General features: G+C 48.1%; 12 protein-coding genes. 4 read left to right on the forward strand and 8 right to left on the reverse strand.

Translation table 11 applies throughout. From position 1 onward, the window contains the following. Positions 1 to 409: 409 nt before the first annotated feature. The gene (locus ACR6Z4_RS31110) at positions 410 to 682 is read left to right on the forward strand and encodes a hypothetical protein (RefSeq protein ID WP_479721239.1); all 273 of its coding nucleotides are present in this window, start codon (positions 410 to 412) and stop codon (positions 680 to 682) included. Between the two features lie 121 nt (positions 683 to 803). Here the strand turns inward: ACR6Z4_RS31110 and ACR6Z4_RS31115 are convergent, their stop codons facing one another. From ACR6Z4_RS31115 to gloA, 3 genes are all read right to left on the reverse strand, one after another. Further along, positions 804 to 1,724: a DMT family transporter gene (locus ACR6Z4_RS31115; RefSeq protein ID WP_479721240.1), complete on the reverse strand. Its 921-nt coding sequence runs from the start codon at positions 1,722 to 1,724 to the stop codon at positions 804 to 806. Positions 1,725 to 2,179: 455 nt separating this feature from the next. Then, positions 2,180 to 2,662: a sterol desaturase family protein gene (locus ACR6Z4_RS31120; protein ID WP_479721250.1), complete on the reverse strand. Its 483-nt coding sequence runs from the start codon at positions 2,660 to 2,662 to the stop codon at positions 2,180 to 2,182. 357 nt (positions 2,663 to 3,019) lie between these two features. After that, positions 3,020 to 3,457, reverse strand: coding sequence for a lactoylglutathione lyase (gene gloA, locus ACR6Z4_RS31125; RefSeq protein WP_479721241.1), 438 nt, complete (start codon positions 3,455 to 3,457; stop codon positions 3,020 to 3,022). 870 nt (positions 3,458 to 4,327) lie between these two features. Here gloA and eno point away from each other — a divergent pair. Then, positions 4,328 to 5,617 (forward strand): phosphopyruvate hydratase, encoded by a 1,290-nt coding sequence (gene eno / locus ACR6Z4_RS31130; protein ID WP_479721242.1) that lies wholly within the window; start codon positions 4,328 to 4,330, stop codon positions 5,615 to 5,617. Between the two features lie 53 nt (positions 5,618 to 5,670). Further along, entirely contained in the window at positions 5,671 to 6,330 is a 660-nt protein-coding gene (locus tag ACR6Z4_RS31135; protein ID WP_479721243.1) for a phosphate ABC transporter permease, read from the forward strand. A gap of 1 nt (position 6,331) precedes the next feature. On the opposite strand, the gene ACR6Z4_RS31140 is transcribed toward ACR6Z4_RS31135, so the two are convergent. The 5 genes from ACR6Z4_RS31140 to ACR6Z4_RS31160 all read right to left on the reverse strand — a co-directional run bounded on the left by ACR6Z4_RS31140 (position 6,332) and on the right by ACR6Z4_RS31160 (position 9,976). Beyond that, positions 6,332 to 6,961, reverse strand: a complete 630-nt coding sequence (locus ACR6Z4_RS31140; RefSeq protein ID WP_479721244.1) for a precorrin-8X methylmutase — start codon at positions 6,959 to 6,961, stop codon at positions 6,332 to 6,334. A 541-nt stretch (positions 6,962 to 7,502) separates the two neighbouring features. Then, complete coding sequence (locus tag ACR6Z4_RS31145; RefSeq protein ID WP_479721245.1) at positions 7,503 to 8,303, reverse strand: TPM domain-containing protein; 801 nt, start codon at positions 8,301 to 8,303, stop codon at positions 7,503 to 7,505. A gap of 220 nt (positions 8,304 to 8,523) precedes the next feature. Continuing rightward, on the reverse strand, positions 8,524 to 9,171 hold the full coding sequence (locus ACR6Z4_RS31150; RefSeq protein ID WP_479721246.1) for a DUF948 domain-containing protein: 648 nt from the start codon (positions 9,169 to 9,171) through the stop codon (positions 8,524 to 8,526). Between the two features lie 11 nt (positions 9,172 to 9,182). Beyond that, on the reverse strand, positions 9,183 to 9,548 hold the full coding sequence (locus tag ACR6Z4_RS31155; RefSeq protein ID WP_479721247.1) for a YtxH domain-containing protein: 366 nt from the start codon (positions 9,546 to 9,548) through the stop codon (positions 9,183 to 9,185). Between the two features lie 116 nt (positions 9,549 to 9,664). Further along, entirely contained in the window at positions 9,665 to 9,976 is a 312-nt protein-coding gene (locus ACR6Z4_RS31160; protein WP_479721248.1) for a hypothetical protein, read from the reverse strand. Between the two features lie 511 nt (positions 9,977 to 10,487). On the opposite strand from ACR6Z4_RS31160, the gene ACR6Z4_RS31165 reads away from it, so the two are divergent. Then, entirely contained in the window at positions 10,488 to 13,259 is a 2,772-nt protein-coding gene (locus ACR6Z4_RS31165; RefSeq protein WP_479721249.1) for an S-layer homology domain-containing protein, read from the forward strand. Positions 13,260 to 13,425 lie beyond the last annotated feature (166 nt).

The raw sequence follows: 13,425 nt of genomic DNA on the forward strand, positions 1-13,425 counted from the left end.
GTACGGGTGAACGGCCGTTCGCCCCTGCAAACGATTCAATAGTCAATCTGATTTACCACGATCCTTAAGAAACACCGCTTTTCAACTCATAACCTGCTTAGTGAAGTTCAAGGTGTTGAGAGAGAGGTGTACAGAGTGCGGCTCTCTCTCAACACCCGTGATCTGCCTGCTCACGAAGTGCTATAACCCAATTGCGTCAGGCGATCGCGGCTATAAAAGTTGATGAAGTTTTGCTGAAATTATTATCGGTGATGCATATCACCCTATTTGTCCATTCTCATCACGCATCGCTATCCAGTCTCATCACGAGATGAGTACCGAAATATCACTGAACCAGCCCTATTTCCATCACCCACGCAGACGGTGAAAAGACCGACGATATAAGTATTCGGATCAGGAGTAGAGTCTTATGAATGCTGTGATTACGTCTACTATGAGCGGTGCCTCTACAACGTGTTCTAAATCTAGAAAGAAAACTATTCGAGAGATCACCCCTGTGTATTGGCGTCGGTTGATCGAGGTGGGTGTTCCGATTAATGCGGCACAGGCGATCGCCTGGATCATTGCCAAATACGATGCAGGCAAGCTTCCAGAACTCAACGAAAAAGCCTTGCTGAACCAATATTGCCGTTTTATTTGTCGGGCAGAACTTTGGCGTTCTAATTTGTTATTAAACCATTAACTGGAAAGGTAACTGCAAAGGGATCCGCTGTTAATTTTGGCAGTGCGGCAACGCCGTGCTGCCAGCGCTAAGTACTGGATCTTGGGATGCGATGCCCCAACATCAACACTCTGGATAGACTCTAAGTGGCAGAGATAGAGTGGCGATCGCCAAAAATTGCGATCGCCACGCCTGTTAAGACCAAGGCGGCTCCTGCCAATACGGCAGTACTGGGTATTTCCTGGAAAACAAAGTAGCCCAAAGCACTGGCACCGATCGGTTCAAACAAAAGAGCTAAGGCAACCAGGGTTGGCGAAACCCATTTCACTGACCAGTTAATCGAGGTGTGACCGATCAATTGAGACGCGATCGCCATGAGTAAGGTATAGAGATAAACGGTAGCGGGATAACCCGTGTATCCACCACCCGCGATCAAGGGCAACGGCAAAAGGACGAGTGCGCCAGTACTGTAGGCGATCGCGACATAGGCACCAATACCAACGCCACATTTTTGGGCTTCTCGCCCCAACAAAATATAAAGGCTGGCTAAAATTGCTCCGATGAGTGCCAACAGATTGCCGAGTAACGGATTGCTGCTGACGCCGCTCTGTAAATCTCCCGATGCGATTAAAAACCCACCCAATAGGGCGATCGCAATGCCCACAGCCGTCAAACGCGTGGGTTTATCTCCAAACCATAGCCAGGAAATTAGGGCGACCCAAATTGGGTTAGTTGTAACCAATGTGGCGGAAGCCGCGATGGTTGTGAATGATAGCGACGTGATCCAGGTGGCAAAATGCATCGCCAAACATAAACCGGCAGCACAGGAAAACCCTAAGGCAGCAGGTCGATATTGAGCGAGTTGCACGCCACGCCAGATCGGTAAGAGTACGATGGAGGCAATCATCAGCCGCGAAGCCGACAAAAATAGGCTGAAACTGACTCCACTGGCTTCACTGGATGCAGATGCGATCGCCAAACGAATAAAAATTGCAGCCGTTGAGACTGAAAGAATTCCTACAGAAAGAATTAACCCAATCCGCAACTTGGTTGGCTGATGCAAGCGATTGCCCTCAAACTAGCTCGGCGACGTTCCCTAGCGATCCTAAATCGGTTGAGAAAGCGCCCGCCCGAAAGGCGGACGCTTTCTCAACTGATTATGCTCACGAATCCAATAGGATTGCTGTAGAGGTCTTAGGATTGTGGATTAAATAAGATCGAATATTGAATCGTTTGGAGGGGCGAACGGCCGTTCGCCCGTACGACACATCACCGGAGTTATTTAATTCTTATTCCTTAGGAGATTTCTGAAAAAGATGTTACCCCTGCAAGGGGGAAGCATTCGTTAGATCGTCTTTGGTAAATGGCGAAAATCATGGTTCGAATGCTTCGCCCTTACGATTTACTGGGATGACATTTTCTAGAAATCGCCTTAACACTTTACTAGAAAGCTCGTCTTAAAACGCTGACGCAGTGAGCGTTTTAGTAAAATGTCTGCACCTTTGAAACCCAATTCAATTACCACCAGCGCAATTCTAAATGCCCCAGTTCTGGACGATTTAACTCGTCTTCGGTGAGCCAATCGACTGCCTTATAGGTGCCAAAAACATGATCCCACCAATCGACCGCCAGCCCAAAATTGTGGTTCCACATTCCATACTTGTGATGGACGTAATGAACTGGCATTTTCATCCAAAAACACTTTCTTGGGTTTTCATGCTGAAGCTGGTGAGCATAGGCAGAAAATGCCGCAAAAAATAATGCGCCCAAAAACCAACTGATCCCCGCTTCAAAGGACACCAGAAAGAGGGCACACATGGCGATCGCACTGCCTTTCACATAATCTCTAAATTCCCAGATGACGCCTTGCCCTTCATTGCGGCGATGATGATCCCGATGGCGTTCGCCGACTTTAGGGGAATCGTGCATCAACCGATGCAACCAATATTCCACCAAACTAGCCAGCACAAATGCAATAACAAAACAGGCGACTGCAATCAAAACCTTCACGCAAACTCCTCCATCACACCGCGACTGACGAACTCTTTTGAACTGGTTGGAGACGGCTCATGTTTTTGAACGGTGTCTTCTAAAACTTGGCACAACCTCATGTTGCCAATTATTACAGAATGTGATGCTTTGCTGCATAGCGCTGAAAAATGTAAAGCTGCCGAGTGCTTTGTCAGCGCCCAGTTTTAGCTGCTTCTAACTCAGTCTGTAGTGACCTGGTGTAGGGGCGTAGCATTGGGTAAAAAATCCTTGATTGACCTCGAAAATCCTTCTCCCAATGCTATGCCCTTACAAGATTGGATGGCTCAAAACGTGATTCGAAGCCCAAACTGCGTTTCGGAGAGGTTCTTAATGGCTGCTGAGTTGAGGTTCAGACGTGGCTTGAGTCGTCGCAGACCCCTGAGTTCCCAGTTGAATTAACTCAATTTTGTAGCCATTCGGATCTTCTACAAAGGCAATGACTGTTGAGCCATGCTTCATCGAACCAGGTTCACGAACAACCTTACCGCCCCGACTTCTAATCGACTCGCACGTGGCATAAATATCATCAACGCCAATCGCGATATGACCGTAAGCATTACCTAAGTCGTATTGCTCAACGCCCCAGTTATAGGTCAATTCCAGCACTGTATGGTCAGATTCATCGCCATATCCTACAAATGCCAGGGTAAATTCCCCACCGGGGTAGTCTTTTTGGCGCAGCAACTTCATGCCCAAGACATCGCAGTAAAACTTTAATGACTCTTCCAAATTGCCAACCCGCAGCATTGTGTGCAACATTTGCATATTCAAAATCTCCACATTCCAACCGCTCTATATCATGGTAGTCCTAAAATCTGGAGGCAAGGGTTGACGAGCAGACTGGTCTGTAAAGACAGCTATAGAGTTATGAAATGGTAATCTTGTTGCTCTAAATGCGATCGCCTTCATCCATGTCTCACTCGGGTTTACATCAGCGCAACCGTTTTTTCGCGACTAACTTTTACAGAATGTTTTAAATTCACAGGGCTAACCTCGGACTGTAGACTAGTGCTTTGTCAACTAAGTTTTGAGGGAGATCCGGTTTCATTAAATCCTCGATCCCAAGGAACTATGGCAATCCTATTTGAAATGATCAGTTGTGAAAGCGCCCGCCCGAAGGGCGGGCGCTTTCACAACTGACTCAGGCTCGCTATAGAAATTAGGATTTTATTAACTAGCAGAGCTTGAGTAGATTGTTATCACTATAGCGGTGTGCAAGTTCGTTAAGTACAGAAACGGTGTTGTGGGGCGCGGAGCGCCCCACAACACCGTACTTAATCAACCTGCACAGCGCTATAAACATAAAACCTTAAACTCCTATGGCAACCGCCTGGTCAGCAACACAGGATTATAGATCTGGTTTCGATCGACTGATGGACTGATAACTTGACCCATGTTTTGATCAGGCAAATCCAAAATCCAGGGTTGCTAAAAAGCTGCCCAAAATGAATGTCTGGGTTTTATCTCTAGGGTTTATTCAAGTCGTGATCCTCTGTTTGAATCTTGAGATATTTGAGGGTCAGGTTAATAATTAGATACATCTAACGATAAAATGCTTTGGGGTTAGCTTTGGGCGGTTTTTCGAGCAGATTTGGGATTTAAGATTCATACAACTAGCGAGAAAGAGACAAGTTGATGATGAGAAAGTCAGACACCACGATCAAGCACATTCAAGCAAGAGAAATCCTCGACTCCAGGGGGCGTCCTACAGTTGAGGCTGAAATTCGTCTTAACGATGGTTCTACCGGACTGGCTCAAGTTCCCAGTGGAGCATCAACCGGAACATTTGAAGCCCATGAATTACGCGATGGAGATCCCAATCGGTATGGCGGTAAGGGCGTTCTCAAAGCCGTTGTCAACGTAGAAGAAAAAATCGCACCCAGGCTATTGGGCTTAGATGCCCTCAATCAATCTCTGATTGATCACTCCATGATTGCCATCGATGGGTCTGAGAATAAGTCCAACCTGGGTGCAAACGCGATCTTGGCAATTTCTTTAGCCAATGCGAAAGCAGCAGCAGCCTCGTTGGGTTTACCTCTCTATCGTTACCTAGGGGGTCCGTTGGCAAATCTGTTGCCGGTGCCTCTGATGAACGTTATCAATGGGGGTGCCCATGCAGACAATAACGTTGATATCCAAGAATTTATGATCGTTCCCATTGGCGCTCCTACCTTTCAGGAAGCGCTGCGCTGGGGAGCAGAAGTATTCGATAGCTTAAGCAAAGTCTTGAAAAGCGAAGGACTGTTGACCGGGGTTGGGGATGAAGGCGGCTTTGCACCTAATCTAGATTCCAACCAGGAAGCTTTGGATTTACTGATTCAGGCGATCGAAGGCGCAGGCTATAAACCCGGAGATGAAGTAGCCCTGGCATTAGATGTTGCGTCCAGCGAACTGTACCACGATGGCAAATACACCTTTGATGGGTCTGTGCATCAGCCCACGGCTATGGTGGATTATTTGGCAGATTTAGTCAGTCAATATCCCATCATTTCTATTGAAGATGGTTTGCATGAAGAGGATTGGGAGCATTGGCAATTGCTCACCGAACGACTGGGGTCTGTAACCCAACTGGTAGGCGATGACTTGTTTGTCACCAATCCCACGCGCTTACAACGGGGCATTAGCCAGCGAGCAGGAAATTCCATTTTGATTAAGCTAAATCAGATTGGTTCGCTTACAGAAACGCTGCAAACCATTGACCTCGCTAATCGCAATGGGTATACCTCCGTCATTAGCCATCGATCGGGTGAAACAGAAGATACAACCATTGCTGACCTGGCAGTAGCGACACGAGCCGGTCAAATTAAAACAGGTTCCCTTTGTCGTAGTGAGAGGGTAGCTAAGTATAATCGCCTGTTGAGGATCGAGGCTGAGTTGGGCGAACATGCGATTTATGCTGGCGCGGTAGGGCTGGGGCCCCGATGATTGGCATCCAGGGATGTTAGGCTCAAAGGTACCGTCATTTCTGCTACATCTCAATGCTCATTCCGTTGACGCGTAAGAAAATCGAAGAGTTGATCCCCGTCGTTGCAACCGGGGATCAATACAGATATTGCTGGGGAAAACCCTCTGATGTCCTTAGAAGACTATTGATATCAGTGGTAGGCGTCGTCAGCATATTTGTTTTGGACGTATTTTTGCCTGAAGGTTTTGGGCTATTAGAGTTTATTTTGGGAGTTGGGATTGGTCTGTATTGGTTGTGGAGTCCTATTTATCTAGCCAGTCGGCGCAACGCTGAAGTTAGGCGATATCAATATGGCGGATTTTGGCGCGGCGAGGTGCTAGATGTGTTTGTGACTGAAGAACTCATCGGTACAGAAGAAACGGTCAACAAAAAAGGCGAGTTGGTGATCGTAGAAAATCGGGAACGCAAACTCAATCTGGAAGTTGGGGACGAAACTGGATTTGTTATTAAACTTCAGGTGCCACTGCAACGCAGCCATCGTGCAATTCGTCCGAGAGATATTGCGGAGATGATTGTGGTTTCTAATCGTCCTGACTTGAGCCGGGTTGCTAGAGTCTCGGATATCTATCTGTCAGATTATGACTTGTGGGTGAGTGACTATCCGTATGTCCGCCGGGATGCGTTTGGGGAAATGAGACAGCAATTGAGCGATCGCCGTCGAGGTAAGCGCTAGGCTAGACCATGCCGTTGGTTTCTTGCCCATAAGCTTGCCATGCCAAATCGACTAAGCCATTGACAATTGCTGCCGCGACAACCGAGCTTCCCTTGCGTCCTTCAATCCGGATGTGGGGAACTAAAGATTCCTTGAGGCGTTGTACCGCAATATCTACACCGACAAAACCAGCGGGGGTACCAATGACCAGCGCAGGTTTAATTTCTTCGGCTTCAATTAAATCGACAATCGCTGTAAGGGCAGTTTGTGCCTGTCCTACGACAAAAATGCCTTCAGGATACCGTCGTGCCAGAGTTTCAATGCCCCAAGCCGTACGAGTTTTTTCGCGCTGCGGTCTGGTGAGCGCATCCATGCTGCAATACACCGGGTTGGAAAACGTGCTTTGCAAAATAGGGGCGATCCCCACTTGCACCATGGGTACATCCACTACAATCGTGCTACGAGCTGCTAGAGCAGCTGCTCCAGCTTGTAAAGCCTGGTCAGAAAAGCGGATTAGAGATTTGTACTCGAAATCAGCGGTCGCATAGATGACTCGCCGCACAATTTCATATTCAGAGGGTGAAAATGCGTGTTCTCCAATTTCGCGATCGATAATGCGCAAGCTTTGAGCATCGGTAATATGCCACTCCATGACGTTCCTAAGGTATTGGTAAATGAATTTTCTAAGGGGACGGGTGATAGATTTTCATAGAAGAAGGTTCACCATCCGTTTAAGGTTAGCTTGAAAGCATGGGTATGTCTTAATTGATTAGACCTTAATTGATTAGACCTTAAATAGGGTTGCATTCCAATGTTGAAATGCTTATTAATCTAAAACAATTTCCAAAAAGACAAAAGCATATCTACAGCTATCTAAAATGGATTGTGAGAGGCGTACCCTTCGGGGTGCGCCTCTCACAATCCGCTTATCTTACAACTCATTTAGGACTGCTATAGATCGTCAACATTATGGCTCTACGCAATCCAGTTAGGACATTAGGGGGGTGGGGGCGGTGCTCCCACGCAGGGGTTTCACCCCTGCACCCCGTCTTGACCCCAATGCGTACCGCTATAAACATAAAACTTGCGCCAGATATGAAGAAAACTCCCAGTTTTGATAGGTCATGGCTTCGCCATGACCTATCAAAACTGGGAGTTGATTAAACTGTAGACTCCTTAGATGCCGATTTGGGCTATGTCTCAGCCGATGACGAATTCAGCATGGGAGACAGATAGGCAACCAAAGCGCCTAAGACAAATCCAGCTACATTCCGGAAAAGTGGTAACCACTCTGAAGTCCGAGTTACAACAGGACCAATGCCAAAGGCAATGAACAGGATGCCCCACAGGGGTGAAAAGATCAGTGCCCATTGCCATGCAAAGATTTGCTTGGGAGTACGAGGTTGAGCTGCAAAGCCAAACACCACTCCACCGACTAGGGACGTGATCAGCGTTAGAATCCATTGTTCTCTGGGCAAGCCTGGAACAACATTGCAGCCCCCTTGACGCAGACAGGTCTGAATCGACTCTAAAGCACTCAAGATAGAAGCGTCTTCACCATTCTCACGTACAAAGAATTGGTTACCATAGCGGGTCTGTAACTCAATCCAGAAGGTTCTTGGCAGGAGATCATAAAGGGCATCTCCTACACTAAAATTCAACAGGTTGCCACCGCGAGGGTCTGCGACCAGCAGAACACTCCGATCGTCTAATCCCCAGAAGTCTTTGACCGCACGACCTGGCGTCCGGTCGAATTGCGTTAGAACCCGTAACTTCCAGCCTGTCTCTGATTCAAACTGATCTAAGCTTTTATTTAATTCTTCCTGTTGGATCGTCGTTAGAGAGTCAGCCAGATCAATGATGGCTGTAGACTCGGTGGGAAGAAGATTGGGGTTGTCGTATGCTTGCGCCGAAGGTGCGATCGCCCAAGTTAATGAAAAGACCAGGAGAGCGAGACAACCGACAAGAATTTTCTTGAAAGAAGAACCTATCATCGAAAAATCTGGGATTAACTTGTTTTTAAACTTAACAAAGGTATCAATCTGCAAAGAATTTGTGAGAAATTCTTTACATTTGTTTACTTTAATCTAATAGACATAATACACCAAACTTCATGACAATGTTGAGACGCTGCTGGCTTTGGGCATGAATTTGACGATGAGCCCAAAGGGTTCACCGCTAAATTCATCCCCAAAATCAGCAATGCCCAATCGTTTACGAAGAATAGCGAGAACTTTCGCGGCGATTTTTAGAGCGTGATGGTTTGTCTATCTCTTGATCGAGCAATGTAGCTTTCGCCTCATTCTCAGAAACATCGCTTCTAGACGCAAAACTCTGTTCGTACGGGTTTGAGTCTTCTCTAGGGGTGTCGTCGTCTGGTTCGTACAATAGCGATGCTTCGGATTGTTCGTAAATAGCTTCGTAATCGCGATCGAATTCAAACGGGTTGTTGTCACCCGCTGAAAGCCGTTCTGTAGATCGACGGGGAGATGGATTAGAGGGGCGTGTCAGTGTTCTCCAGGCTGCCTTAAACCCGACGACGACGCTGCGAGTTGAAATTTGTGCTTTTTTGGCTTGCCGCCTAACCCCTTTAAGGCTTTGATCAACCTGCTTCACAACTCGACTGGCACTTTGGACACCATCGCTGACATCATCGGTTAAATCCGTGATCTCCATTCCTGTTAAGCGGATGGCTTCTAACGTAGGCGGCAATTCCCGGCTGAGGGTATCAAATAGTTTTTCGGCACTACGGGCAGCTCTAGCTAGCTCACGCAGCGCTGGCAACGCCACAATTAGGACTGCTGTCAGACTTACAGCAACCAAAAGAATAGAAAATCCTAACCAGAATATCGGTTCAGCCACAAAACTAGCGCCTACTTCAAGCTGGAATCATGAATAGAAGGTCGATGTTCTGATGCAACCCTGGTTTCTGGTGAATCAGATGCTTGGCGATCGCGTTGGCTGGCTTCCACCCCCACGGCGATCGCTTCTTTGAGTTTGACTAATGTACTATCCCAATTGCGCAGGGCAGATTCCGACAGGCGATCGGCTTGCAATTGCACATTACTCGATAAATCTTCTGCCAATTCAGGCAGTGCCTCTGCCGATTTTTTGAGAAACTGTCGAGTTTCTCGTCCAGATCGAGGTGCCAATAATAATCCTGTGACGGCTCCTACTGCGGCACCGATAATGAAACCTCCAATAAATAGCCCCGATGATCCAGAACGATTGTCTGCCATTCTCTCAATCCTAATTCTCTCAAAGTTCTAGCCTTGATTGATCTCAATCTCAATCTTTATGGCTATTGCTGGTCTACTTTCAAGCCGATATCTTCGCTCTGGGTAAAGAATAAACGTTAACGATACGTACGGAATGGCTGACGCCGTCGCAAAACTGCCATCACGACACTCAACAAACCGAGCGACTGTTGGGCGATCGCTACCCGTTGCTCTAAGTATTGCAGTTCTTGCCGAAGCTGATAGACCCCGATTTGTCCTTTTCTAATCGCATTTGGCGCTTTGATTAAAACTCTATGAGTGTGTCGCTCGGCAATGGACAATGTGTCCGCTACCTTGGCTAAAACTCGCCCCAACTTCCAGACTTGCCAGGCAACATAAAGGCAAATCAGGGCAAGAAAAATGTTAAGCGTTACCACCACTGTTACCATGTCATACTCTGATGACTAGTTAATCGCCTCATTGTCTCTGCTCAATCATATCGTTAGATCTCGTAGGTAATGCTTGACCCCAAGATTGGATTTTTGAAAATATGGCAGTCGAGGGGTTGATTAGGACAAGGGTTATGTGAGAACCCGCGCGGAGCGAGGGTTTTCACACACTCTCCTGATTTAACTAACCGTCTCGACGGTTGCCATAAATGAAAGGTAAGCGATCGCACATTAATGAACCTATGTTTTTTGAGAGAGCGACGGCGCAGCCGTCGCTCTCTCAAAAAAGAATGAGGGCTTATTCAATTCCCGATCCCAAGGACGGATTTAGAACCTGTTGTGCAGCAATGCTGAAAAACAGAATCGGCTTTCATGCCCCAAACCCGTAACGTCCGAAAAGAACGTGCGCGTTTCAATAACCGTAATTTATTAGAGCACAAAGCGCTATATTGGCGAAGATTGGGAAAGTCTGAGTTTGCAGGCACGATGGTTTGTGAAGGAGAGAAAGATCATGGCTCAACCTGAATCTGCTGCCATGTTGTATGTGAATCCGGTGACGGGTAGTAATACCAACGCAGGGAACCAAACACATCCTTTCAAGACGATCGCCTATGCGTTGAGTCGAGCCAATGCCGGAACAACTATTCTCCTGGCGGCGGGCAAGTACAACGCAACAAGTGGTGAAACTTTTCCGCTGATCATTCCTGCCCATGTCATTCTCTTGGGTGACGAAACCAGCAAAGGGAACGGCATTTTGATTGAGGGTAGTGGCGAATATGCCAGCGCCACCTTTGGCAAACAGAACATTACCCTTTTTCCCAAAGATCATGCCCAACTGCGGGGGGTAACAGTTACAAATCCGGCGAACCAGGGAACGGGCGTTTGGATCGAGTCAACCGCGCCAACGATCGCCCACAACACCTTCAGCCGCTGTCAACGAGATGGGCTTTTGGCAACCGGCACCGCTAACCCTGAAGTCTTTGACAATCTTCTAGAACATAATGCCGCCAGTGGGATTTTTTTTGTTCGCAATGCCAGGGGCGAAATTCGACGAAATCTTTGCCGTCAAACCGGGTATGGCATTGCTGTGAGCGATAACGCAGCTCCTCTGGTTGCCGATAATCAACTATTAGAAAATCGTACCGGCATTGTCATTTCTCGGTCTGCTCGACCTGTTTTGCGTAGCAATCAGATTAAAAAGAACCTGGGCGATGGGCTGATGGTGATTGGTAGTGCTCAACCCGACCTGGGCAAAAGCCAGGATCCGGGTGACAATATTTTTCAAGAAAATGGGGTGCTGGATCTGCGCAACAACAGTGCAGCAACACTCATCTCTGCGGGGAATCTGCTCAATCCAACTCGCATTGCAGGTTCTGTCGAGTTTGTTGCCAGTGAGGTGAGTGATGTGATTCCACCGATTTTGCGATCGCCGCCTCCTGTACCCTCTCCGACACCGACTCCGGCACCTGTCCCCAGCCCGACGCCAGCACCCTCTGCCGCCATCCCAACGCCCGTTTTGCCGCCGGTCACTATCCCACCCTCGATTGTGGTCAAGCTGACGGATATTGCTGGACATTGGGCAGAACCGTTTATCAACGGTCTGGTATCACGCAAAATCATCAATGGCTTCCCAGACGGCACCTTTAAGCCAGACGCAAAGCTTAGTCGTGGCGAGTTTGCCGCAATTTTGACCAGTACTTTTGACCAACCCCTCAAGGTCGAACGCAAACTGTTTAAAGATGTACCGGATGGATTTTGGGCAGCGGCAGCGATCGCCAAAGCTCAGCAAATGGGTTTTATTGCCGGATTCCCCGATGAGACTTTTCGACCCGCTGATCCTCTGACTCGGATTCAGGCGATCGTGGCATTAAATAATGGGCTAGGGCTGAGTGGCGGCGATCCCAATGGGTTGGGACTATATGGCGATCGCGCTCAGATTCCTAGCTACGCCACTACAGCCGTTGCCAACGCCACCCAAAAACGCATGGTGGTGAATTATCCCGATGTAACAGAACTGCGACCCATGGCAGAGATCACTCGCGCAGAGGTTGCTGCCATCATCTATCAAACCCTGGTAACCCGACTGCAAGCCCCTGCTATCTCTTCGCCCTATATTGTTAATCCTCCGCCCGCGATCCCCTCATTCTCAGATATCGAAGGTCATTGGGCAGCCGCATTTATTCAGGGTTTAGCGAGCCAGAGTTTAATTTCAGGGTATGAAGATGGCAGCTTCAAACCCGAGCAGCTGATGACGCGGGGACACTATGCCGTGTTGCTCACCAGTATCTTTAACTTGCCAATCAAGCGATCGCAGCCAAATTTTTTAGACATTCCTGCTAATTTCTGGGCTACACCCGCCATTGTGCGCGCTTACCAGATGGGATTGTTATCTGGGTTTGAAGACAATACATTCCGCCCAGAGGAGAGTGTTCTACGGTTTCAACTCTGGCTCTCTCTCGCCAATGGTCTGGGGTTACCCGAAACCAGTTTGTTGCTGTTAGATCTGTACGACGATGCTAATGAAATTCCCGGTTATGCCCGCAAAGCGATCGCCATGGCAACGGCTAAGCAGTTGATCATTAATTATCCCGATGCCCGTCAACTCAATCCGGGGCAATCTGCAACGCGGGCAGAAGTTGCAGCAACTGTATATCAGGCACTTGTGCTCATGGCGCGATCGCCTGCTATTGCGTCGCCCCACATTGTTAACCCCCACCCCGTTCTGTCCGGACCAGCAACCATTGTGGTGCTCGATCCGGGACATGGAGGCAAAGATTCCGGAGCTATTGGAGTTGGCGGGTTGCGAGAAGTGGATATTGTCTTGCCTATTGCTCTAGAAACTGCCAATTCTCTGCAAAAACTTGGGGTGCAAGTAGTTATGACCCGCTCAGACGATCACAGTCTGACGTTAGCGGATCGAGTTCAAATTGCGGCGCAAGCCAATGCCGATATTTTTGTTAGCATTCATGCCAATTCTGCGGGTGTGGATCATCCTGAAATCAACGGTCTAGAAACCTATCATTATCCCGGTTCCACGACTGGCGCAGCCCTGGCGCAAGCCATTCACACCAATATTGTCAAAACAGTGGCAGTACACAATCGAGGCGTGAAACAAGCAAATTTCTTTGTGTTGAGAAAAACGTCTATGCCTGCGGCTCTAATCGAAACGGGGTTTGTGACCGGGCAAACAGATGCGGGGAATTTAGCCAATGCTAATTACCGAACTGCACTGGCAAAGGCGATCGCTCAAGGTATCCTGCAATTTGCGCAAACTCTCCGATAACGTCCAGGTGGGCTGTGGGGCAAAGGCGATCGCTCAAGGGATCCTGCAATTTGCGCAAACTCTCCGATAACGTCCAGGTGGGTTGTGGGGCAAAGGCGATCGCTCAAGGTATCCTGCAATTTGCGCAAACTCTCCGATAACGTCCAGGTGGGTTGTGGCGTAATTC

The organism is Calyptranema fuscum S582 (genome assembly GCF_055793305.1).

Bases quoted from the DNA above. Each gene is read 5' to 3' on its own strand.
- ACR6Z4_RS31155 (WP_479721247.1), bottom strand. From the start codon at position 9,548: ATGGCAGACAATCGTTCTGGATCATCGGGGCTATTTATTGGAGGTTTC.
- ACR6Z4_RS31145 (WP_479721245.1), bottom strand. From the start codon at position 8,303: ATGATAGGTTCTTCTTTCAAGAAAATTCTTGTCGGTTGTCTCGCTCTC.
- ACR6Z4_RS31160 (WP_479721248.1), bottom strand. From the start codon at position 9,976: ATGGTAACAGTGGTGGTAACGCTTAACATTTTTCTTGCCCTGATTTGC.
- ACR6Z4_RS31140 (WP_479721244.1), bottom strand. From the start codon at position 6,961: ATGGAGTGGCATATTACCGATGCTCAAAGCTTGCGCATTATCGATCGC.
- ACR6Z4_RS31110 (WP_479721239.1), top strand. From the start codon at position 410: ATGAATGCTGTGATTACGTCTACTATGAGCGGTGCCTCTACAACGTGT.
- ACR6Z4_RS31165 (WP_479721249.1), top strand. From the start codon at position 10,488: ATGGCTCAACCTGAATCTGCTGCCATGTTGTATGTGAATCCGGTGACG.
- gloA (WP_479721241.1), bottom strand. From the start codon at position 3,457: ATGCAAATGTTGCACACAATGCTGCGGGTTGGCAATTTGGAAGAGTCA.
- ACR6Z4_RS31135 (WP_479721243.1), top strand. From the start codon at position 5,671: ATGCTCATTCCGTTGACGCGTAAGAAAATCGAAGAGTTGATCCCCGTC.
- eno (WP_479721242.1), top strand. From the start codon at position 4,328: ATGATGAGAAAGTCAGACACCACGATCAAGCACATTCAAGCAAGAGAA.